Here is a 21549-nt window from a genome sequence, read left to right as displayed (position 1 = left end):
TCGAGCAGGGGAGACCCCAGCCGTGCCCCGAGGGGAGCGCCCAGTGTCCGAAGCTGTGCCCGTACTCGATGATCTGCGCCGTGAGAGCGAGGAACTCGACCAGCTGGTAGGGGGGTTGGGCGAGGAGCGCTGGACGCTTCCCACCCCCGCCGACGGCTGGACCGTCGCCCATCAGATCGCCCATCTCGCCTGGACCGACCGCGCCGCGCTGACCGCCGTCACCGACGGGGACGCCTTCGGCCGGCTCGTCGAGGAGGCCCTCGCCGCTCCCGACTCGTTCGTCGACGCGGGGGCCGAGGAGGGGGCCGCGCAGCCCCCGCGTGAGTTGCTCGTCCAGTGGCGTGCCGGGCGTGACGCCCTGCTGAAAGCCCTGACGTCCGCCCCGCGCGGCACCCGCTTCCCCTGGTACGGGCCGCCCATGTCGGCCACCTCCATGGCGACCGCCCGGCTCATGGAGACGTGGGCCCACGGCCAGGACGTCGCCGACGCGCTCGGCGTCGAGCGGGTGCCCACCGACCGGCTGCGGCACATCGCGCACATCGGGGTACGCGCCCGGGACTTCTCCTTCGGGGTACGGGGCCTGAGCGCACCCGCGTCCCCCTTCCGCGTGGAGCTCCGGCTGCCCTCCGGTGAGCCATGGACCAGCGGGCCCGAGGACGCCGACCAGCGGGTGACCGGCCCCGCGCTCGACTTCTGCCTCCTCGTCACGCAACGCGCCCACCGCGACGACCTCGCCGTACGCGCGCAAGGCCCTGACGCCGAGCGCTGGTTGGGCGTGGCCCAAGCCTTCGCGGGACCCCCGGGCCCGGGCCGCCCGGCCAAGGAGACCGGCCGATGACATCCCCACGGACATCCCCACGGACATCCCCAGGGACATCCCCACGGACATCCCGACGGTCATCCCCACGGACATCCGCACGGCCACCCTCGCCGACTGTCCGGCCGTGGGCCGGGGACGGCTCCGGCTGTCTCGCCGGGCAGGCGCAAGGCGTTGAGGCCGGGCGGCGGCCGGGCATCGCTCGGGCGGGCGTGGGCCCGGGCCGGCGGCCCGTGAAGGGGGATGAGCGATGACGGTCTCGCCCCCCACCCCGCAAGCTTCCCCACCGACCGCCCCCGCCCCCCTTCGCATCGGCAACGCGTCCGGTTTCTACGGGGATCGCTTCGATGCCGTGCGCGACATGCTCACCGGAGGCCCCCTCGACGTCCTCACCGGTGACTATCTCGCCGAGCTGACCATGCTGATCCTCGGCCGTGACCGGCTCAAGGACCCCGCGCGCGGTTATGCGAAGACCTTCCTGCGGCAGCTGGAGGAGTGTCTCGGGCTCGCCAAGGAACGGGGCGTCAAGATCGTCGCGAATGCCGGGGGGCTCAACCCCGGCGGGCTCGCGGACGCCGTACGGGAGTTGGCCGGGCGGCTCGGGATCCACGTGCGGGTCGCGCACGTCGAGGGGGACGACCTCGGCACCCGCTTCCCGGACGCGCTCACCGCCAACGCCTACCTCGGCGGTGCCGGAATCGCCGCCTGTCTGCGCGCGGGAGCCGACATCGTCGTCACCGGACGCGTGACCGACGCCGCCCTCGTCACCGGGCCCGCCGCCGCCCATTTCGGCTGGGGCGACGGCGACCACGACCGGCTCGCGGGAGCCGTCGTCGTCGGGCACATCCTCGAATGCGGGACGCAGGCCACCGGCGGCAACTACGCCTTCTTCGGCGAACGCCCCCCGCGCGAGCTGCTCCGGCCCGGCTTTCCGCTCGCCGAGATCCATGAGGACGGCTCCGGCGTCATCACCAAGCACGACGGCACGGGTGGGTTCATCGACGTCGGTACGGTCACCGCGCAGCTGTTGTACGAGACCAGCGGCGCCCGGTATGCCGGGCCCGACGTCACCGCCCGGCTCGACACGGTCACCCTCACACAGGAGGGGCCCGACCGGGTCCGCGTCTCCGGAGTACGGGGAGAGGCGCCACCGCCGGACCTGAAGGTCGGTCTGAACCGGCTCGGCGGCTTTCGCAACGAAGTCGTCTTCGTCCTCACCGGGCTCGACGTGGAGACCAAGGCGGACCTCGTCCGCGCCCAGGTCGAGGACGCGTTCACGCGGGCCAAGTCCCGCCCCCAGGAGGTGCGGTGGGAGCTCGTCCGCACCGACCGCCCCGACGCCCCGAGCGAGGAGACCGCCTCCGCCCTCCTGCGGCTCGTCGTGCGCGACCCCCAACAGGAACCCGTCGGCCGCGCCCTGAGCGGCGCCGCGATCGAACTGGCCCTCGGCAGCTACCCCGGCTTCCATGTGACGGCGCCCCCGGGCAAGGGTGCGCCCTACGGAGTCTTCGAAGCCGCGTACGTCGAGCGCGGCACCGTCGACCACGTGGCCGTCCTGCCGGACGGCGAGCGCCTCCGTGTCCAGGACCAGGCCAAGGTCTCCGGCGACACCCGCGTACTCGAAGAGCTCGACGAACAACCGCCCCTGCCCGCCCCCCTCCCTCCGGGCCCCACCCGCCGCGCCCCCCTCGGCCTCGTCGCCGGGGCCCGCAGCGGCGACAAGGGCGGGGACGCGAACGTCGGCGTCTGGGCACGCACGGACGACGCCTGGCGGTGGCTCGCCCACGAGCTGACCGTCGAGCGGTTCCGCGAACTCATCCCGGAGGCAGCCGAGTTGACGGTCGTGCGCCACGTCCTGCCGAACCTGCGGGCGCTGAACTTCGTCGTCGGGGGAATCCTCGGCGCGGGCGTCGCGTCCCAGGCCCGCTTCGACCCGCAGGCCAAGGGCCTCGGCGAGTGGCTGCGCGCCCGCCACGTCGACATACCGGCCGAACTCCTGGAAGCGGACGAGCCGATCGTAGAAGTGACCGAACCGACGGAGGTACTCCCGTGACCGTCCTCGCGTCCGCGCTCGACCCCGCGAGCGCCGAGTACGCCGAGCACCGCGAGGCCATGCTTGCCAAGCTCGCCGAACTCGGCACCGAGCAGGCCAAGGCCCTTGAGGGCGGCGGCGAGAAGTACGTGGCCCGGCACCGCAAGCGCGGCAAGCTCCTGGCCCGGGAGCGGATCGAGCTGCTCCTCGACCCCGACACACCGTTCCTCGAACTGTCGCCGCTCGCCGCCTGGGGGAGCGACTACCCCGTGGGCGCCTCGATGGTGACCGGCATCGGCGTCATCGAGGGCGTGGAGTGTCTGATCACCGCCAACGACCCGACGGTGAGGGGTGGGGCCAGCAATCCCTGGACCCTGAAGAAGGCCTTTCGGGCGCACGAGATCGGGCATGCCAATCGGTTGCCGTCCATCCACCTCGTGGAGTCGGGCGGCGCCGACCTGCCGTCCCAGAAGGAGATCTTCATCCCGGGCGGCGCACTCTTCAAGCACCTCACGCAGTCGTCGGCCGCCGGTGTCCCGACGGTCGCCGTCGTCTTCGGCAACTCCACGGCAGGCGGCGCGTACGTCCCCGGCATGAGCGACCACGTGATCATGGTCAAGGAGCGGGCCAAGGTCTTCCTCGGGGGTCCGCCGCTGGTGAAGATGGCCACCGGCGAGGAGAGCGACGACGAGTCCCTCGGCGGCGCCGAGATGCACGCCCGCGAGTCGGGCCTCGCGGACTACCTCGCCGAGGACGAGCGCGACGCGCTGCGACAGGCGAGGCGGGTCGTCAAACGCCTCAACTGGCGCAAGGCGTACGCCGATCCGGCGTCGGTCGTCGAGCCGCCCAAGTACGACGAGGACGAACTGCTCGGCATCGTGCCCGGCGACCTCAAGGTCCCCTTCGACCCGCGCGAGGTCATCGCCCGCATCGTCGACGCCTCCGACTTCGACGAGTTCAAGCCGCTGTACGGGTCCAGCCTCACCACCGGTTGGGCCTCGCTGCACGGCTACCCCATCGGCATCCTGGCCAACGCGCAGGGCGTGCTCTTCAGCGAGGAGTCCCAGAAGGCCGCCCAGTTCATCCAGTTGGCCAATCAACGCGACATCCCGCTGCTCTTCCTGCACAACACCACCGGCTACATGGTCGGCAAGGAGTACGAGCAGGGCGGCATCATCAAGCACGGCGCGATGATGATCAACGCCGTGTCGAACTCGCGGGTGCCGCACCTCAGCGTCCTGATGGGCGCCTCGTACGGAGCCGGGCACTACGGCATGTGCGGCCGCGCCTACGACCCGCGTTTCCTCTTCGCCTGGCCCAGCTCAAAGTCGGCCGTCATGGGGCCGCAGCAGCTCGCCGGAGTCCTGTCCATCGTGGCCCGGCAGTCCGCCGCCGCGAAGGGGCAGCCCTACGACGACGACGCGGACGCGGCGCTGCGCGCCATGGTGGAGCAGCAGATCGAGTCGGAGTCGCTGCCGATGTTCCTTTCCGGCCGTCTCTACGACGACGGCGTCATCGACCCCCGCGACACCCGCACGGTCCTCGGCCTGTGCCTGTCCGCGATCCACACCGCCCCCTACGAGGGCGCGCGCGGTGGCTTCGGCGTCTTTCGGATGTGAGGACCCCCATGACGACTTCCATGACGACCCCCATGACGAAAACAATCAGCAGCATCCTCGTCGCCAACCGGGGCGAGATCGCCTGCCGCGTCTTCCGCACCTGCCGCGACCTCGGCATCGCCACCGTGGCGGTCTACTCGGACGCCGACGCGGACGCCCTGCACGTCCGCGAGGCCGACACCGCCGTACGGCTGCCGGGCTCGGCGCCCGCCGACACGTATCTGCGCGGCGAACTCGTCGTGAAGGCCGCACAGGCGGCGGGCGCGGACGCCGTCCACCCCGGCTACGGCTTCCTCTCGGAGAACGCGGACTTCGCGCGCGCGGTCCTGGACGCCGGACTCGTGTGGATCGGCCCCTCGCCCGAGGCGATCGAATCCATGGCGTCCAAGACGCGCGCCAAGGAGCTCATGGGCATCGCGCCGATGAGTGTGGACGAGGTCACCGAGGCCGATCTGCCGGTCCTGGTGAAGGCGGCGTCCGGCGGCGGCGGACGCGGCATGCGCGTCGTACGCGAACTGAGCTCATTGAAGGGCGAGTTGGAGGCCGCGCGGGCGGAGGCCGCCAGTGCCTTCGGGGACGGCGAGGTCTTCGTCGAGCCCTATCTGGAGGGCGGCCGGCACGTCGAGGTGCAGGTCATGGCCGACGCGCACGACACCGTCTGGGCGCTCGGCACCCGCGACTGCACGCTCCAGCGCAGGCACCAGAAGGTCATCGAGGAGTCCCCGGCGCCGGGCCTGACGGCCGGACTCGTCGGCGAACTGCACGCGCAGGCCGTGCGCGCGGCGCGCGTGACCGGGTATCGCGGGGCGGGCACGGTGGAGTTCCTGGTCGCGGGCGAGCGGGCGCACTTCCTGGAGATGAACACCCGGCTCCAGGTCGAACACCCGGTCACGGAGGCCGTGTTCGGCATCGATCTCGTGGCGCTGCAGATCCAGGTGGCGGAGGGCGAGCCCCTCGCGGATGAGCCGCCGCCCGCCCGCGGCCACGCGGTGGAGGCCCGTCTCTACGCCGAGGACCCGGCGGCGGAGTGGGCCCCGCAGACCGGCACCCTGCACCGGCTGTCCGTGCCGGGCGTGCGGCTCGACACGGGGTACGTGGACGGCGACACGATCGGCGTGCACTACGACCCGATGCTGGCCAAGGCCGTCGCGTACGCCCCCACGCGTGCACAGGCCCTGCGTGGCCTCGCGGGCGCCCTTGAGCGCGCGGTCGTGCACGGCCCCGTCACCAACAGGGAGTTGCTCGTACGGTCCCTGCGGCACCCGGAGTTTGTCGGGGCCCGCATGGACACGGGCTTCTACGACCGGCACCTCGCCGACCTCACGGCCCCCGCCCCGGACCCGTACGCCCCGCTGGCCGCCGCGCTCGCCGACGCACACGGACGCTCGCGGTTCGGCGGCTTCCGCAACCTCGCCTCCCAGCCCCAGGTCAAGCTCTTCAGGAGCGAGCCGGACGGCACCGAGCACGAGGTGCGCTACCACCACACGCGGGAGGGGCTGAGCGCGGAAGGGGTGCGGGTGCTCGCCGTGTCCCGTGAGCTCGTCGTGCTCGAAGTCGACGGTGTGCGCAGGCAGTTCACCGTCAGCCGGTACGGCGACGATCGCGTGTACGTCGGCAACACCGCCCTCACCGCGCTCCCGCCGCTCCCCGAACCGACCACGCGCCAGGAGCCCGGCTCGCTGCTCGCCCCGATGCCGGGCACCGTCGTACGCCTGGCCGAGGGGCTCGGGGAAGGGGCGCGGGTCACCGCCGGGCAGCCCCTCATCTGGCTGGAGGCCATGAAGATGGAGCACCGCATCTGTGCCCCCGCCTCCGGCACGCTCACCACCCTGCACGCCACACCCGGCCGCCAGGTCGAGGTCGGCGCCCTGCTCGCAGTCGTAGACGTCGTACAGGAGGAACCATCCGTATGAGCACCGTCCTCGAAACCGAAGAGCACCAGGCCCTGCGCGCTGCCGTCGCCGCACTCGGCAAGCGATACGGCCGCGACTACATGTCCCGGGTCGTGGCGGGCGAGGGCCACCCCGACGAGCTGTGGGCCGATGCCGCCAAGCTCGGCTATCTGGGGGTGAACCTGCCCGAGGAGTACGGCGGCGGAGGCGGCGGCATAGCCGAACTCTCCATCGTCCTGGAGGAACTGGGCGCCGCGGGCTGCCCCCTCCTGATGATGGTCGTCTCGCCCGCGATCTGCGGCACCGTCATCGCCCGCTTCGGCACCGACGAGCAGAAGCGGGCCTGGCTGCCCGGCCTCGCCGACGGCAGCCGCACCATGGCGTTCGGCATCACCGAGCCCGACGCCGGCTCCAACTCCCACCGGATCACCACGACCGCCCGCAAGGACGAGGCGAGCGGCGACTGGCTCCTGACCGGCCGCAAGGTGTTCATCTCGGGCGTCGACATCGCCGACGCCACGCTGATCGTGGGCCGCACGGAGGATGCCCGCACCGGCAACCTCAAGCCCTGCCTCTTCATCGTCCCGCGCGAGACGGAGGGCTTCCGGCGCCGGCAGATCGAGATGGAGCTCCAGGCCCCGGAGAAGCAGTTCGAACTGACCCTGGACGACGTACGGCTGCCCGCCGACGCCCTGGTGGGTGACGAGGACGCGGGGCTGCTCCAGCTCTTCGCCGGCCTCAACCCCGAGCGGATCATGACGGCGGCGTTCTCGCTCGGCATGGCACGTTTCGCCCTCTCCCGTGCGGTCGGGTACGCCAAGGAACGCAGCGTCTGGAAGAGCCCGATCGGAGCCCACCAGGCCATCGCGCACCCCCTCGCGCAGTCCCACATCGACATCGAACTGGCCCGCCTGATGATGCAGAAGGCCGCAAAGCTGTACGACGAGGGCGACGACATGGGCGCGGGCGAGGCCGCCAACATGGCCAAGCTCGCGGCCGCCGACGTATGCGTGAAGGCCGTCGACCAGTCGGTGCACACGCTCGGCGGCAACGGCCTGACGAAGGAGTTCGGCCTCGCCTCGCTGATCGTGGCGTCACGGGTGGCCCGGATCGCCCCCGTGAGCCGGGAAATGATCCTGAACTACGTCTCACACCAGACGCTGGGCCTGCCCAAGTCGTACTGACCGGCCTGTACTGACCGACCTGTACTGGGCCGTCCGTTTCGACAGAGGGAGTTGTCATGGGGCTCGTCTGCTCCTCCCCGCAGCGCGGCATCGTCACGTTCACCCTGGACACCCCCGCCAACCGCAACGCGCTCTCGGCGGGGCTCCTGGACGGATTCGCGGAGGCGCTCGACGACTGCGGCAAGGACCCCGACGTACGCGCGATCGTCCTCACGCACACCGGGTCCACGTTCTGTTCGGGCGCCGACCTGCGGGAGCCGCCGGACCCGGCCGTGTTCGTGGGGCTGCTCCGGCAGATCGTGGAGCTGCCGAAGCCGGTGGTGGCGCGGGTGGACGGGCACGTACGCGCGGGCGGGCTCGGACTGCTCGGCGTGTGCGACATGGCGGCCGCGGGTCCCGGGGCGTCGTTCGCGCTGACGGAGGTACGGATCGGGGTGGCGCCCGCGGTCATCTCCATGCCGCTCCTGTCCCGGCTCGACCCCGGCGCCGCCTCGCGCTACTTCCTCACCGGGGAGCGCTTCGGCGGGGCGGAGGCGGCGCGGATCGGTCTGGTGACGGTGGCCGGGGACGACGTGGACGCGGAGCTCTCGCCTCTCCTGGAAGGGCTGCGGAAGGGAGCGCCGCAGGCCCTGGCCGAGACGAAGAAGCTGCTCACGGCTAGGGTGCTCGACGCATTCGACCACCACACGGACTCCCTCGTCGCCCTGTCCGCGCGGCTCTTCGCATCGGCGGAAGCGCGGGACGGGATGGGGGCGTTCCTCGAACGACGGGAGTGCCCATGGGTGCTGTGACCGCGGACGACCGCGCCGACCGTGCCGATCGCTCGCCCAAGCAGGACCGCAGCCGTGCGACGCGCCAGCGGCTCCTGGAAGCGGCGGTGGCGTGCCTCGCCGAGAGCGGCTGGGCGGGGTCCACCGTCTCCGTGGTCGCCGAGCGGGCCGGGGTCTCGCGGGGCGCGGCCCAGCATCACTTCCCGACGCGGGAGGACCTGTTCACGGCGGCGGTGGAGTACGTGGCCGAGCAGCGGTCCACGGCGCTGCGGGCGCTGTCCGCGGAGGACCGGGGAGCGGTGGTCTCGGCTCTGGTGGATCTCTATACGGGCCCGCTGTTCCGGGCGGCGCTGCATCTGTGGGTAGCGGCGTCCAATGAGCCCCAACTCGGCTCTCGGGTGACGGAGCTCGAGGCGAGGGTGGGGCGTGAGACCCACCGGATAGCGGTGCAGCTGCTCGGGGCGGACGAGTCCGTCCCCGGTGTCCGGGAGACCATCCAGGGACTCCTGGACATGGCCCGAGGCCTTGGCCTCGCCAATCTCCTGACGGACGACGGGGCGCGGAGGGGCCGGGTGGTGGCGCAGTGGACGCTGCTGGTGGAGGGGGCGCTGCGCTGAGCGGGCCCCCCACCCCGCCGCTTCCCGAATAGGCAGGGGGACCCCCGGCCGGGCTGGACCCATCCAGCCCGGCCGGAAACCTCCAGCCCGTCCGGCGTTTGAGGACGAACTCGGCGAAGCCGGTGATGACGGCAGCCAAGGCCCCCGCCGGAGCGGGTTCTCGGGAAGGGGCGGGGCCGGGAGAATCCCTACCTCGCGATATCCCCGTACCCCTCGACGTCCCGGGGGTCCCGCGTACCTGGCCCGATGTACCGCGCCGAAGGACGGACGAGCCGCCCCGTCCGCTTCTGCTCGAGGATGTGCGCCGACCATCCGGCGGTCCTCGCGCACGTGAACATCGACGTGAACATGTGCGCCGGCACCTCGGCGAAGTCGAGGACGATCGCGGCCCAGAACTCGACGTTCGTCGCGAGGACGCGGTCGGGGCGGCGGGCGTGCAGCTCGTCGAGGGCGGCCTTCTCCAGGGCCTCGGCGACCTCGAAGCGGGGAGCGCCCAGCTCACGCGCCGTACGGCGCAGGACACGCGCGCGCGGGTCCTCGGCCCGGTACACCCGGTGACCGAAGCCCATCAGCCGCTCGCCCTTGTCCAGCGCCTGCTTGACGTACGCGACCGCGTCGCCCGTCCGCTCGATCTCCTCGATCATGCCGAGGACACGGGAGGGCGCGCCGCCGTGCAGGGGACCGGACATGGCGCCCACGGCCCCGCTCAGCGCCGCCGCCACGTCCGCGCCCGTGGAGGCGATGACGCGGGCCGTGAACGTGGAGGCGTTCATCCCGTGCTCGGCGGCCGACGTCCAGTACGCGTCGACGGCCTGGACGTGCTTGGGGTCGGGTTCGCCGCGCCAGCGCTTCATGAAGCGCTCGACGACCGTGTCGGCCTTGTCGATCTCGCTCTGCGGCACCATCGGCAGGCCCTGGCCGCGGGCGGACTGGGCGACGTACGAGAGGGCCATGACGGCGGCCCGCGCGAGGTCGTCGCGGGCTTCCTGCTCGCTGATGTCCAGGAGCGGCTTCAGGCCCCACACGGGGGCGAGCATCGCAAGCGCGGACTGGACGTCGACGCGGATGTCGCCGGAGTGCACCGGGATCGGGAACGGCTCGGCGGGCGGCAGGCCGGGGTTGAAGGCGCCGTCGACGAGCAGGCCCCAGACGTTGCCGAAGGAGACGTGGCCGACCAGATCCTCGATGTCGACGCCGCGATAGCGAAGCGCGCCGCCTTCCTTGTCGGGTTCGGCGATCTCCGTCTCGAACGCGATGACTCCTTCAAGTCCGGGTACGAAGTCGGACATCAGGCGGCTCCTCGTGATGTGTACGACAGATGGTGGTGACAGACAGCTCGTGACCATGTGTCAGAAGTGGGCGTGTTCGGCCCGGTTCCGCGGTCTGCCGGTGCGTCGGTGGTTCCGGCTTTCGACTCGCGGTCCGGTTCGGTCACCCCGGTGATGCCCCGTGCGGCTGGTGGTCACCCAACCGATTCGGCGTCGGAACGATATCCCTTGGTGCCACCCTTGGCGATGGTAAGCGGCACTCAGTGCCACACGTCACCTCCCCGCGGCGTACGACAGTGCGTCGCCCGGCCCGTCGCCAGGCCCGTCGTATACGGCAAGATGACCGCGTGACCGATCGAGCCGACGCCTCAGCATCAGCCTCCTCATCTGCCGCTCCCGTCCCTCCGGTGTCCGATCCCGCCGCCATACGTGCCCACTACGGCATCGACGGACTCACCGAGGACCAGGCGCCCGCCACGCCCGTCGAGCTGTTCGCGCTGTGGTTCACGCAGGCGCTGGCCGCGGCCGGGGCGGGCCTGCTGCACGAGCCGAACGCCATGGTCGTCTCGACGGTGGACGCCGAGGGCCGCCCCGGCTCACGCACGGTCCTGCTGAAGGGGTACGACGAGCGCGGCCTCGTCTTCTTCACGAACTACGAGTCCCGCAAGGCCCGCGATCTGGCCGCGAACCCGAACATCTCGCTGCTCTTCCCCTGGCACCCGATGGCCCGCCAGGTCATCGTCGCGGGCACGGCGGAGCGCGTCGCCCGCGAGGAGACGGTGGCGTACTTCCGCACCCGCCCGCACGGCTCGCAGCTCGGCGCCTGGGCCAGCGCCCAGTCCTCGGTCATCGCCACGCGCGAGGAACTGGACCGCGCGTACGCCGACCTGGAGGCGCGTTACCCCGAGGGCGAGCAGGTGCCCGCACCTCCGCACTGGGGCGGCTTCCGGGTCGTGCCCCGGAGCGTCGAGTTCTGGCAGGGCAGGGCGAACCGCCTGCACGACCGCCTGCGTTACGCACGGACCGAGCAGGGCGCCGCCGACACCGCTTCGGGCTGGACGGTGGAGCGCCTCAGCCCGTGAGGGCTATCCATCCCAACCCAGTCCCCGTCAGGACTCCCTCAGGACCCCGTCAGAACCCCGTCCAGGAACGGCTGGATCGCCTCGCGCCAGGCCTCCGGCTGGTCGTAGTGCACCAGGTGCCCGGCGTCGGCCACCTCCGCATACGCCCCGCGGGGCAGCACCCGGACCATCTCCTGGGACTCGGCACGGCCCAGCTCGCCGTCCAGGCCGCGGACGACCAGGGCGGGGCACTGGACCTGGGCCAGATCCTCCCAGTGGGCGTCAAACACCCACGTCTCGCGGGACTTCAGCATCTGTTCGCGGTCGAAGACGGGGCGCCAGCCGTCGGGGCCCTCGGTCATCACCTCGGCGAAGAACTCGCCGCGGGAGGGGTTGGGCCGCTCGACCCAGGGATCGTCCTCGCCGAACCACTTCCGTACGTCGGCGAGGGTGGCGAAGGGCACGGGCCAGGCCTTGAACCAGTCCTCCCACTCGCGCTGCGACGCGGCCCCGAGAGCGGAGGCCCGCATGTCACAGATGATCAGGGCGCGGACGAGGTCGGGGCGCTTCGCGGCGAGCTGCCAGGCGGTGAGCGCGCCCATCGAGTGGCCGATGAGGACAGCGGGAGCGAGCCCGAGCTGGACGAGCGCGGCCTCGGCGTCGTCCACGTAGGCATCGCGGGTGAAGGGGCCCTCGGGGGGCTTGTCGCTCTGCCCGTGCGCGCGCTGGTCGAGTGCGACCGCGCGATGTCGCTCGGCGAGCCAGCGGGCGGTGCCCGCCCAGTGTGATGCCCGGCCCATCAGACCGTGCAGTAACAGCACGCCGCCGGGCGGACCGTCGGTCTCCCTGGATTTGGGAGGATCGGCGAACTCCCAGGCCGCGAGGCGTACGCCACCCGTGCCTGTCACGTCAATGCGCCGCACCATGTTTCCTGGCACCCCCCTTGAATCCTCTCGGGCCGAACGCCTGGTTCCGTCACGCACCCCCGCACGCTATCGAACTCTTTTTCGAAAGCGGCCAGTTCGCCGCCAACACCCCTCATTCGAGTGACCACACTCAAGGATTGGCCGCCGCTGCCGAGGGGAGATCTTCATCGGGAGGCGGGCCGCTCGGGGAAAACGGTCCGAGGGGGATGACCCTGGGAGCTCGGGGCTCCGGGTCAGAACAGGGGAGGACAGGCCCCGGCGCTCAAGGGCGCCGGGGCCCTCTGCGTGCTCAGGGGGCGATGACGCGCACTGTTCGCGTACGCGCTCCCGCTCACCAGATGGGCACATCCTCCTGCCCCCTCCCACGGCCGTGGCGGCGACCAGGCGCGACACGGCAAGAGCCCTCAAGTCATATGCCTCTCGCGACAGCCTCGCACGCAAAACGTCCGGGCGCTGCGATTCCGCACACTGAATCTTGGACCCCATCGGATCCCGGGGTCTTCACAACTGCCCAACCGTTACCGCCAGTTGACATGAACTCCCGGTAACAGGAGCCGGAAGCCGCCGGACCCTGGTCCGGCGGGCCTCAGCGCTTGGCGACGAACACGTGCGAGGCGACCTCCGTGTCCAGCTCGGCGGCCTCACCGCTGCTGCCCACGAGCACCCCGCCCGCGGACTCCGTCACGCTCACCACGGAGCCGGGCTGCACGCCCGCGCGACGCAGTGTGTACATCAGCTGCGCGTCCGTCTGGATCGGCTCGCCGATACGGCGCACGACCACGGTCTTGCCCTCCGTGCCGGGGTCGAGATCGACCAGGGAGACCATGCCCTCGTCCAGGAACGGGTCGGCCCCGTCCTTCTCGCCCAGCTCCTCCAGGCCCGGGATCGGGTTGCCGTACGGAGACTCGGTGGGGTGGCGCAGGAGCTCCAGGACACGGCGCTCCACCGCCTCGCTCATCACGTGCTCCCAGCGACACGCCTCCGCGTGGACCTGCTCCCACTCCAGGCCGATCACGTCGACCAGGAGGCACTCCGCGAGGCGGTGCTTGCGCATCACGCGCGTGGCGAGCCTGCGGCCCTCCTCGGTCAGCTCCAGGTGACGGTCGCTGGCGACGGCCACCAGGCCGTCACGCTCCATGCGCGCGACCGTCTGGCTCACCGTCGGCCCGCTCTGGTCGAGACGCTCGGCGATCCGGGCGCGCATGGGGACCACACCTTCCTCCTCCAGCTCGAGGATGGTGCGCAAATACATCTCAGTGGTGTCAATAAGCCCCGACATGGGTGCCCCTCAGATCTCGCTCGTGCGGCCGGCCCTGCCCTCAAGTCTGACGCATACCGCTGACAACCGGGTCGCGCCAGGGGAAAACCCGGTCCAGGCGGCCTTGACGGGGTGCTCGGGCCGTATTGACAGGGCACTGGTCCAGACCGCAACGTGATCCGCGGCACACGGGAAACACGTGCAGGCAGCAGCAGAAAATACGTGCAGGCAGCAGCAGGAAATACGTACACGACATACGTACCCGGAAAGGTCCCTCGGCGCATGGGCTCGAAGAGCGAGAGCAAGCTGGCCGGTCAGTACATCGACGCCGCGATCGGCCTGCTCGGGCGGGTGCGCGACGAGGAGGGCGGCAACGTCGACGCCGCGGGCACACTGCTCGCCGACGCGGTCGAGGCGGGCGGCAGGCTCTTCGCCTTCGGTGCCGGGCACTCCTCGCTGGCCGCGCAGGACGTCGTCTACCGCGCGGGCGGCCTCGCCCTGATGAACCTCCTCGCCGTCCCCGGGGTCGTCGGCGTCGACGTCATGCCCGCCACCCTCGGCTCGGCCCTGGAGCGGGTCGACGGGCTCGCGGGCGCCGTCCTGGACTCCTCGCCGGCCCGCTCCGGCGACGTGGTCGTGATCATCTCGCTCTCCGGACGCAACTCGCTGCCCGTGGAGATGGCGATGAACGCCCGCGCGCTCGGCCTGAAGGTCATCGGCGTGACGTCGGTGGCGTACGCGACGGAGACGAAGTCACGGCACGTGTCCGGGACCTTCCTCAAGGACCACTGCGACATCGTGATCGACTCCAAGATCACCGTCGGTGACGCGGAGCTCGGCCTGGACGCGGTCGACGCGCCCTTCGGGCCCGCCTCCAGCGTGGTCGCCAACGCGATCATGCAGGCGATGATGGCCACCGCCGTCGAGCAGCTCGCCTCGCGCGGCGTCGAGCCGCCCGTGCTGCGGTCGGGGAACGTGGACGGCGGCCACGAGTGGAACGGTCGCGTGTTCGCCGAGTACGGCGACCGGATCTTCTACCGCCGCTGAGTCGCCGCTGAGTCGCCGCCGCTGATTCATTGCCGCGGAGGCTTCCGCAGGGCCGTGGGGAAGCGCACCCGCACGCTCAGCCCTCCTCCCTCCCCGTTCGCCTCCGCGGTCGCCTCGGCGCCGTGTGCGCGGGCGATCGCGGCCACGATGGACAGACCGAGGCCCGCGCCCTCCCCGTACGCGTGTCTGCGCTCTTGAAGGCGCCGGAAGGGCTCGAAGAGGTGCGGGACGGTGTCCGGCGGGACCACGGGCCCGGTGTTGGTGACCTCGATGCCGTCCCGGCCCGTGCGCACCTCGACCCGGCCGCCCTTGACGTTGTAGTCCACGGCGTTCGCCACCAGGTTGTGCACGAGGCGGTCGAGGAGCACTCCGTCCCCCGTAACGGTGAGCGGCTCCGCGTGCAGGGACACGGTGACGTCCCGCTCGGCCGCCCGCTCCGCGAGCCCTTCCGTCACCGCGTCGGCGATGACGTCGAGGGCCACGGGCTCCCGCAGTTCGAGGCCCCGCTCCGAGGTGGCGAGGAGCAGCAGCCCCTCGATCAGATGCTCGCTGTCGTCGGCGACGGAGATGAGCTTCGTACGGATGCGGGCCACCTCCCGCGCGTCCGGCTCACCCGCGAGCCCGATCTCGGCGGCGGCCCGCTGGACGGCGAGCGGGGTACGCAGTTCGTGCGCGGCATTGGCGGCGAACCGCTGCTGCGCGCCGACCAGCTGTTCTATCCGCCCGAGCATCTCGTCGAAGGTGTCGGCGAGCTCCTTCAGCTCGCCGGGCGGTGCGTCCAGCGCGATCCGCTCGTGCAGGTTCTCGCCCGACAGGCGCCGCGCGGTACCGGTGATCACGCCGACCGGGCGCAGGACGCGGCCCGCCATCCACCAGGCGAGAAGGATGGACAGCGCCGCGTAGACGAACAGCACGATCACCGACACGGTGAGCAGCCTGCTCAGGGCCGCCTGTTCGGCGACATCACTGATCTTCGTGACGGCGAGGCCCTGCGTGAGGTCGAGGGGCGAGGCGGCGTCCGACGGGACCCGCCGGGCCGGCACGGCGGACTGGACCGGGGTGGGCACCACCCACGGCGGGTTGAGCCTGCGGGGGACGGCCGTGGTGACGGCGGCGCTGATCGAGGAGTACAGCCCCTGCCGCACCAGAAAGTAGACGAGCCCGGTGAGCAGGGCCCCCGCCAGGAGCAGCATGCCGCCGTAGAGCGCCGTCAGCCGCCCGCGCTCACTGCTGAGCCGGCCGGCACGCAGCCTCACGCCGACCAGCCCGCGATGCGGTAGCCCGCGCCCGGGACCGTCTCCACCACCGGGGGGTCGCCCAGCTTGGTCCGGAGCTTGGAAAGGGTCACGCGCACCGCGTTCGTGCGGTAGCTGGTGTCCTCCTCCCAGACCTGTTCGATCAGGTCATCGCCGCTGACCACCGCACCCTCCGCCCGCAGCAGCGTCTCCAGGACCGCGAACTCCTTGCGGGAGAGAGTCAGGTGGCGGCCGTCACGGCTCGCCTGACGGCGGGCGGTGTCCAGGACCAGGCCCGCGCGTTCGATCACCGGCGGGAGTGCGGGGCGCGTGCGGCGGCCCAGCGCCAGGACGCGGGCCAGGAGCTCGTCGTACGCGAAAGGCTTCGTCAGGTAGTCGTCCGCGCCCAGACCGAGGCCCGCCACCCGGTCCCGGACCGTGGCCGACGCCGTCAGCATCAGGACGCGCGTGAGCAGCCGCTGCCCCACGACCCTGCGGCACACCTCGTCGCCGTGCAGGCCCGGCAGGTCCCGGTCCAGGATGACGACGTCGTACTCACCCAGCTGGAGCTTGCGCAGCGCCGTCAGACCGTCGGCCGCGACATCGACCGCGAGCGCGTCACGGCGCAGCCCGACGGCGATCATCTCGGCCAGGAATTCCTCGTCCTCCACCAGCAGTACGCGCATCCGGCCTGTGTACCTGAAGTGCACCTTTCGTCGGTGTAAGCGTCTCCGTTGAGAGAAACGAAACCTCCCTTCCCGCCAGCCTGGCGCGACAGCCAGAAGTGAAGGGGAAGCCATGAGGACTCGTAGGACTCTCAGGACTCGTAGGACCCGTACGCGCGGATCGGCCATCGCATCGGGGGTCGCCGCCCTCGCCCTGTTCGCCGGAGCCTGCTCCCCCGGCGGCGAGAGCGGCGGCCAGGACAAGGCCGACGGCGGCAAGGGCAAGCAGGCCGACGCCGCCTTCAAGGAACGCGAGTGCCTGCGCAAGCACGGCCTCAAGGTGAGCGAACCCAAGTCCGGCGAGGACACCCGCGGGATCACCATCGGCGGCGACATGACCAAGGAGAAGATGGAGGCCGCCATGAAGGCCTGCACGGGCAAGAGCGGCGGCATGTCGGGCCGCGCCCCCTCGCAGGCCGACAAGGACAAGATGCTCAAGTACGCCCAGTGCATGCGCAAGAACGGCTTCGACATGCCCGACCCGAAGTTCGACGGCGGCGCCATGGAAGCCCGGAAGATGCCCGAGGGCGCCGAGGCGAAGAAGATGGAGAAGGCCGCCAAGGCGTGCAAGGACATCGTCGCGTGAGGCGCCGCACCGCCGTGGTCGCCACCGTGGTGGCCCTGCTCGCGATCACCGGCGGCGGCGTCGCCGTCACCGCCCTCGCCGACAACGGCAAGGGCGGGCCCGTGAGCCGGGACGCCGGGCTCCCGCCCGCCACCGCCCCCGTCGAACGCGGCGACCTCAGCAGCGGCACCCAGGCCGACGGCACCCTCGGCTACGCCAAGGAACGCAAGGTCAACGCCGGCACCACCGGCACCCTCACCTGGTCCACGGGCAGCGGCTCGACGATCAAGCGCGACGGACGCCTGTACGAGGTCAACGGCGTCCCGGTGCGCCTCATGTACGGCACCGAGCCCATGTACCGCACGCTGAGGACCGGCGCCGAGGGCAACGACGTACGCCAGCTCGAAGAGAACCTCCAGGCCCTCGGGTACGCGGTCGGGCTGGCCGTGGACGACACGTACACGGCGGGTACGGCCGCCGCCGTCAAGCAGTGGCAGAAGGCGCACGACCAGAAGCAGACGGGCCGCGTCGGCCCCGACCAGATCGCCTTCTCGCCCGGCGGGGTCCGCGTGAAGTCCACCGAGTCGGCCGTCGGCGACCAGGTCGCGCCGGGCAAACCGGTGCTCAGCACGACGGGAGCCGAGCGGGTCGTACGTTTCCAGCTCGACGTCGCCGAGGGAAAGCTCGCCAAGCCGGGCACCAAGGTCACCGTGGACCTGCCGGACGGCAGAGCCGCCAAGGGCAAGGTCGCCTCCGTCGGCAAGACCGCCGAACCGGGCGACGACCCGGCCGACAAGACCCCCAAGATCCCGGTCACGGTCTCCTTCGACGACCCCGGCAAGGTCGACGGCTTCGACCAGTCCCCGGTCACGGTCAACCTCACCGGCGAGACCCGCGAGAACATCCTCTCCGTCCCCGTCAACGCCCTCCTCGCGCTGCCCGGCGGCGGCTACGGCGTCCAGGTCGTCGAACACGGCCGCGCCCGCCAGGTGAAGGTCGAACTCGGCATGTTCGGCCAGGGGCGGGTGGAAGTCACCGGCGGGGGACTGCGGGACGGCATGAAGGTCGGGGTGCCCAAGATATGAGCGCCGTGGTGGAGTTGGGCGGGGTCACCAAGGAGTACCCGGGCGGGGTCGCGGCCCTGCGCGGCGTGGACCTCAGGGTGGAGGAGGGTGAACTCCTCGCCATCGTCGGCCCCTCCGGCTCCGGCAAGTCGACCCTGCTGCACATCATCGGCACCCTGGACCGCCCCTCGGAGGGCTCCGTGGCCATCGCCGGACACGACGTCGCCACGCTCGCCGACCGCAGCCTGTCCGCCCTGCGCGCACGGCACATCGGCTTCGTCTTCCAGGCGTTCCACCTCGTACCGGGGATCAGCGCGCGCGACAACGTCGCGGAAGGGCTCCTGTACTCCGGCCTCCCGCGCGGGGAGCGCCGCGCGCGAGCCGCCGAGGCCCTTGACCGGGTCGGCCTCGCCGACCGCATGAAACACCGCCCGCACGAACTCTCCGGCGGCCAGAAGCAGCGCGTCGCCATCGCCCGTGCCGTGGTCGGCTCACCAGACCTGCTCCTCGCCGACGAACCGACGGGCGCCCTCGACTCCGCGTCCGGCGATGCGGTGATGGAACTCCTCCACGATCTCAACGCGGAAGGCGCCACCATCGCCGTCATCACGCACGACACGGAGATCGCCGAGCGGCTGCCGCGGCAGGTGCGGATCCGGGACGGGCAGGTGGTGGCGGATGTCCGCGCCACGGCCCGCGAGGGGGTGCACGCGGGATGACCCGTACGAAGCGAGTGAGGAACGCCCGCCTGAAGGCGGCGCGGCTCGGGCCGCGCGACGTCCTGCACGTCGGCTCGGCGGGCCTGCGCAGCCGCCCCGTGCGGGTCGTGCTGTCCGCGCTGGGCATCGCCATCGGGATCGCCACGATGATCGCGGTGGTCGGGATCTCCTCCTCCAGCAAGGCCCAACTCATGCGCGAACTCGACGCCTTGGGCACGAACATGCTGGTGGCCACCCCCGGGGAGCCCATGTTCTCCGGCGAGAAGGTGGTGCTCCCGCGCGACGCGGCCGGACGGGTCTCCCGCATCGAGGGCGTCCAGGACGTCGGCGCGACCGGCGGCCTCGACCACAGCGTGCGGCGCAGCGAGAAGATCCCCGAGGACGAGACCGGCGGCATCTCCGTCAAGGCGGCCACCGAGGGACTGCTGAAGGTGCTGCGGGGCGAGATGGGGCACGGCACGTGGTTCAACGCGGCCAACAGCCGCTACCCCTCGATGGTCCTCGGCCACGTCGCCGCCGACCGCCTCGGCATCACCCGGCCCGGCCAGCAAGTCTGGCTGGGGGACCGCTACTTCACGGTCGTCGGCATCCTCGACCCCCTGCCGCTCTCACCCGACGTCGAACGCTCGGCCCTCGTGGGCTGGGCGGCCGCCAAGAGCGAACTCGGCTTCGACGGCCGCCCCACCTCGGTGTACGAAAGGTCGACCGACGCCTCGGTGCACCAGGTCCGGAGCCTGCTCGCCGCCTCGATCGACCCGGAGAACCCGCGCAACGTCCAGGTGACGGACCCCTCTTCGGCTCTCAAGGCGAAGGCGGCGACGGAGGGAGCGTTCTCCACACTGCTGCTCGGCCTCGGCGGAATCGCGTTGCTGGTGGGAGGTGTGGGGGTGGCCAACACCATGATCATCTCGGTCCTGGAGAGACGGTACGAGATCGGGCTGCGCCGCTCCATGGGCGCGACGAAGGGGCAGATCCGGATCCAGTTCGTGACGGAGTCCCTGATGCTGTCCGGCCTCGGCGGCCTCGCGGGAATCGCCCTGGGCGCGGCGGCGACGGCCGCGTACGCGGTGTCGGGCGGACTCCCCTGGGTGGTCCCCCTGTGGGCGGTGACGGGCGGCTTCGGAGCAACGCTGGCCATCGGCACGGTGGCGGGCCTGTACCCAGCGGTACGCGCGGCACGCCTCTCCCCAACACTGGCCCTGCACGCGGCCTAGCCGGCTGGCACCGACGGGTGCTCGGGTGGGTGGGCGGGGAAAGATCCGCCGCGAAGCGGCCCCTCGGAACACCCACCCTCCGATCGGCAGGCGACGACCCTGCGCACCCACCCCCCCCAACCCCCCGGCGGGGAACCCGTCAGCCCCGCAGGGCCTGGGCCAGGTCAAGCGAGGCCGCAACCCTCGCCGAGACGCTCTCCGCATACGTCGCGTCCGCACGCTCGAACTGGGTGCGGCTCGCGCCCCGCAGGAACGTCACGACGCCCAGCGTCCGCCCCCGACTCCGCAGCACCGCGCACAGCGCGTGCACCGTGTCCTCCGGCCACTGCCTGACCGCCGCCCACTCCCGGGCACGCTCCGGCGGCGCGGTGCCCGCGCTGGCCCGTACGGAACCCACCCGGTCCACGCACTGCGGGGCCGGGTGGCCCTCCAGATAACGCACCGGAAGACCCGCCTTGGCCACCGGCAGGCACGGCCCCGGCGCACCGGCAGGCGTGGCGGCGACACGAATCAGCCGTACCGGCTCCTCATCTCCCGGACCTCCCACATCTCCCGCCACCAGATCGATCAACGCGTGATCGGCGAACCCCGCGAGGGCGAAGTCCAGCTGGACCGTCGCCGCCTCCATCGGGTCCTCGCACTCACCCGCGGCCCGCGCCGCCCGGTGCAACTGCTGCGAACGAAAGCGGAGTTGAGCCGCCTCCTGCTCCGTCTGCTTGGCCTCCGTCACATCCTGGAAGAGCCAGGCGACCCCCAACGGCACCGGCTCCTCCGCCAGCGGCGACGCAAGACGCAGGAAGCCGCTGCGCCAGCAACGCCGCTCCGGCTCACCGCTCTCCGCGGCCCGCACCGACACCCACATCTCGGCGGGCGCGGGCGGCGCCCCCTCGGCGAGCACATGACTCAGCGCGCTCTCCAGCTCCTCCACACCCTGCCCGAGCAACTCCCCGAGCGGCCGCCCCAGCAACGCCGTACGCCCCATCCCCAAGGACCGCGCGGCATGTTCGTTCGCCACGGCGGGACGCAGATCCGCGTCCACGAGCACCACACCCCACGAGGCGTTCTCGAACAACGCCTCACTCAGCGCGATGGAACGCTCCAGGTCGATCTGCGCGTGAACCTCGCTGAACGCGCAGTACACCCCGGCGGGCTTCCCGTCGCCGCCCCGCACCGCGGCGGACTGCGTCCGCACGAGCACCCGACCGCCGTCCTTCGTGAGCAGCGCGAACTCGTGCACCTGCCGCCCATGCGCCTCCATGGCCGACATCAGCCGAGCCTCGACCTCTTCGGCGTCGGCGGTCCGCACCGCCCACCCCGCGAACCCCCGCTGCCCGACGGCCTCCGCCGCCGACCACCCGAGAATCCGCTCGGCCTCACGATTCCAGTGCGTCACCACCCCATCGGCATCGAACGCGCACAGAGCGGCGTCCATCCCGTCCAGCAATGCCGCGAGCAATTCGGCCCCACCGGGCTCGGGCTCCTCGGGCCCCAGCTCGTCGGTGGTCCCGCTACGCCGGGAAGCACTCACCTGGCACC

The 21549-nt window shown here is 71.7% G+C and carries 19 protein-coding genes; 13 read left to right on the top strand and 6 right to left on the bottom strand.

Annotated elements, in window-relative coordinates:
- Window positions 1-43 precede the first annotated feature (43 nt).
- The 7 genes from ACWD02_RS25815 (at window position 44) to ACWD02_RS25785 (ending at window position 8931) form a co-directional block, all read left to right on the top strand.
- Window positions 44-838, top strand: a complete 795-nt coding sequence (locus ACWD02_RS25815; RefSeq protein ID WP_451214804.1) for a TIGR03084 family metal-binding protein — start codon at window positions 44-46, stop codon at window positions 836-838.
- Between the two features lie 229 nt (window positions 839-1067).
- Complete coding sequence (locus ACWD02_RS25810) at window positions 1068-2870, top strand: acyclic terpene utilization AtuA family protein (protein ID WP_451214803.1); 1803 nt, start codon at window positions 1068-1070, stop codon at window positions 2868-2870.
- Window positions 2867-4468, top strand: a complete 1602-nt coding sequence (locus tag ACWD02_RS25805) for an acyl-CoA carboxylase subunit beta (protein WP_451214802.1) — start codon at window positions 2867-2869, stop codon at window positions 4466-4468. The genes ACWD02_RS25810 and ACWD02_RS25805 overlap by 4 nt, the downstream gene beginning before the upstream one ends.
- Before the next feature lie 32 nt (window positions 4469-4500).
- Window positions 4501-6381, top strand: a complete 1881-nt coding sequence (locus ACWD02_RS25800; RefSeq protein WP_451214801.1) for an ATP-binding protein — start codon at window positions 4501-4503, stop codon at window positions 6379-6381.
- Entirely contained in the window at window positions 6378-7544 is a 1167-nt protein-coding gene (locus ACWD02_RS25795) for an acyl-CoA dehydrogenase family protein (RefSeq protein ID WP_451214800.1), read from the top strand. The genes ACWD02_RS25800 and ACWD02_RS25795 overlap by 4 nt, the downstream gene beginning before the upstream one ends.
- Window positions 7545-7600: 56 nt before the next feature.
- On the top strand, window positions 7601-8335 hold the full coding sequence (locus tag ACWD02_RS25790; protein ID WP_451214799.1) for an enoyl-CoA hydratase family protein: 735 nt from the start codon (window positions 7601-7603) through the stop codon (window positions 8333-8335).
- On the top strand, window positions 8323-8931 hold the full coding sequence (locus tag ACWD02_RS25785) for a TetR/AcrR family transcriptional regulator (protein WP_451214798.1): 609 nt from the start codon (window positions 8323-8325) through the stop codon (window positions 8929-8931). The genes ACWD02_RS25790 and ACWD02_RS25785 overlap by 13 nt, the downstream gene beginning before the upstream one ends.
- A gap of 188 nt (window positions 8932-9119) precedes the next feature.
- On the opposite strand, the gene ACWD02_RS25780 is transcribed toward ACWD02_RS25785, so the two are convergent.
- Window positions 9120-10220 (bottom strand): citrate synthase 2, encoded by a 1101-nt coding sequence (locus ACWD02_RS25780; RefSeq protein WP_451214797.1) that lies wholly within the window; start codon window positions 10218-10220, stop codon window positions 9120-9122.
- A gap of 386 nt (window positions 10221-10606) precedes the next feature.
- Between ACWD02_RS25780 and pdxH the strand changes: the two genes are divergently transcribed.
- Window positions 10607-11281 carry a pyridoxamine 5'-phosphate oxidase gene (gene pdxH / locus ACWD02_RS25775; protein WP_451214796.1) on the top strand — a complete coding sequence of 225 codons (675 nt, stop codon included), beginning with the start codon at window positions 10607-10609 and terminating at the stop codon, window positions 11279-11281.
- A 38-nt stretch (window positions 11282-11319) separates the two neighbouring features.
- Here pdxH and ACWD02_RS25770 read toward each other — a convergent pair whose 3' ends face one another.
- Both ACWD02_RS25770 and ACWD02_RS25765 read right to left on the bottom strand, forming a co-directional pair.
- On the bottom strand, window positions 11320-12186 hold the full coding sequence (locus ACWD02_RS25770) for an alpha/beta fold hydrolase (protein ID WP_451214795.1): 867 nt from the start codon (window positions 12184-12186) through the stop codon (window positions 11320-11322).
- A 586-nt stretch (window positions 12187-12772) separates the two neighbouring features.
- On the bottom strand, window positions 12773-13465 hold the full coding sequence (locus ACWD02_RS25765; protein ID WP_361832210.1) for a metal-dependent transcriptional regulator: 693 nt from the start codon (window positions 13463-13465) through the stop codon (window positions 12773-12775).
- A 261-nt stretch (window positions 13466-13726) separates the two neighbouring features.
- On the opposite strand from ACWD02_RS25765, the gene ACWD02_RS25760 reads away from it, so the two are divergent.
- On the top strand, window positions 13727-14491 hold the full coding sequence (locus ACWD02_RS25760; RefSeq protein ID WP_451214794.1) for an SIS domain-containing protein: 765 nt from the start codon (window positions 13727-13729) through the stop codon (window positions 14489-14491).
- A 26-nt stretch (window positions 14492-14517) separates the two neighbouring features.
- On the opposite strand, the gene ACWD02_RS25755 is transcribed toward ACWD02_RS25760, so the two are convergent.
- Both ACWD02_RS25755 and ACWD02_RS25750 read right to left on the bottom strand, forming a co-directional pair.
- Window positions 14518-15684, bottom strand: a complete 1167-nt coding sequence (locus ACWD02_RS25755) for a sensor histidine kinase (RefSeq protein ID WP_451214996.1) — start codon at window positions 15682-15684, stop codon at window positions 14518-14520.
- 59 nt (window positions 15685-15743) lie between these two features.
- On the bottom strand, window positions 15744-16412 hold the full coding sequence (locus tag ACWD02_RS25750) for a response regulator transcription factor (protein WP_451214793.1): 669 nt from the start codon (window positions 16410-16412) through the stop codon (window positions 15744-15746).
- A 112-nt stretch (window positions 16413-16524) separates the two neighbouring features.
- Here ACWD02_RS25750 and ACWD02_RS25745 point away from each other — a divergent pair, with 112 nt between their 5' ends.
- From ACWD02_RS25745 to ACWD02_RS25730, 4 genes are read left to right on the top strand one after another with little or no spacing between them, the layout of a single operon-like run.
- Window positions 16525-17037 (top strand): hypothetical protein, encoded by a 513-nt coding sequence (locus ACWD02_RS25745; RefSeq protein ID WP_451214792.1) that lies wholly within the window; start codon window positions 16525-16527, stop codon window positions 17035-17037.
- On the top strand, window positions 17034-18101 hold the full coding sequence (locus ACWD02_RS25740; protein WP_451214791.1) for a peptidoglycan-binding protein: 1068 nt from the start codon (window positions 17034-17036) through the stop codon (window positions 18099-18101). Before ACWD02_RS25745 ends, ACWD02_RS25740 begins: the two co-directional genes overlap by 4 nt.
- A complete protein-coding gene (locus ACWD02_RS25735) occupies window positions 18098-18799 on the top strand; it encodes an ABC transporter ATP-binding protein (RefSeq protein WP_451214790.1) in 702 nt (233 codons plus the stop codon). Before ACWD02_RS25740 ends, ACWD02_RS25735 begins: the two co-directional genes overlap by 4 nt.
- Window positions 18796-20013, top strand: coding sequence for an ABC transporter permease (locus ACWD02_RS25730; RefSeq protein ID WP_451214789.1), 1218 nt, complete (start codon window positions 18796-18798; stop codon window positions 20011-20013). The genes ACWD02_RS25735 and ACWD02_RS25730 overlap by 4 nt, the downstream gene beginning before the upstream one ends.
- Window positions 20014-20152: 139 nt before the next feature.
- Here ACWD02_RS25730 and ACWD02_RS25725 read toward each other — a convergent pair whose 3' ends face one another.
- Entirely contained in the window at window positions 20153-21541 is a 1389-nt protein-coding gene (locus ACWD02_RS25725) for a PAS domain-containing protein (RefSeq protein WP_451214788.1), read from the bottom strand.
- Window positions 21542-21549: the final 8 nt, after the last annotated feature.

This window comes from Streptomyces sp. NPDC002853, from assembly GCF_053591915.1.
The sequence above is the reverse complement of the archived record's forward strand: the minus strand, read 5'-3'. Positions and strand labels throughout refer to the sequence as shown.

Coding starts and splice junctions, on each gene's coding strand:
- ACWD02_RS25810 (WP_451214803.1), top strand. CDS start 1,068: ATGACGGTCTCGCCCCCCACCCCGCAAGCTTCCCCACCGACCGCCCCC.
- ACWD02_RS25800 (WP_451214801.1), top strand. CDS start 4,501: ATGACGAAAACAATCAGCAGCATCCTCGTCGCCAACCGGGGCGAGATC.
- ACWD02_RS25795 (WP_451214800.1), top strand. CDS start 6,378: ATGAGCACCGTCCTCGAAACCGAAGAGCACCAGGCCCTGCGCGCTGCC.
- ACWD02_RS25790 (WP_451214799.1), top strand. CDS start 7,601: ATGGGGCTCGTCTGCTCCTCCCCGCAGCGCGGCATCGTCACGTTCACC.
- ACWD02_RS25785 (WP_451214798.1), top strand. CDS start 8,323: ATGGGTGCTGTGACCGCGGACGACCGCGCCGACCGTGCCGATCGCTCG.
- ACWD02_RS25780 (WP_451214797.1), bottom strand. CDS start 10,220: ATGTCCGACTTCGTACCCGGACTTGAAGGAGTCATCGCGTTCGAGACG.
- ACWD02_RS25770 (WP_451214795.1), bottom strand. CDS start 12,186: ATGGTGCGGCGCATTGACGTGACAGGCACGGGTGGCGTACGCCTCGCG.
- ACWD02_RS25765 (WP_361832210.1), bottom strand. CDS start 13,465: ATGTCGGGGCTTATTGACACCACTGAGATGTATTTGCGCACCATCCTC.
- ACWD02_RS25760 (WP_451214794.1), top strand. CDS start 13,727: ATGGGCTCGAAGAGCGAGAGCAAGCTGGCCGGTCAGTACATCGACGCC.
- ACWD02_RS25755 (WP_451214996.1), bottom strand. CDS start 15,684: ATGCTGCTCCTGGCGGGGGCCCTGCTCACCGGGCTCGTCTACTTTCTG.
- ACWD02_RS25750 (WP_451214793.1), bottom strand. CDS start 16,412: ATGCGCGTACTGCTGGTGGAGGACGAGGAATTCCTGGCCGAGATGATC.
- ACWD02_RS25745 (WP_451214792.1), top strand. CDS start 16,525: ATGAGGACTCGTAGGACTCTCAGGACTCGTAGGACCCGTACGCGCGGA.
- ACWD02_RS25735 (WP_451214790.1), top strand. CDS start 18,098: ATGAGCGCCGTGGTGGAGTTGGGCGGGGTCACCAAGGAGTACCCGGGC.
- ACWD02_RS25730 (WP_451214789.1), top strand. CDS start 18,796: ATGACCCGTACGAAGCGAGTGAGGAACGCCCGCCTGAAGGCGGCGCGG.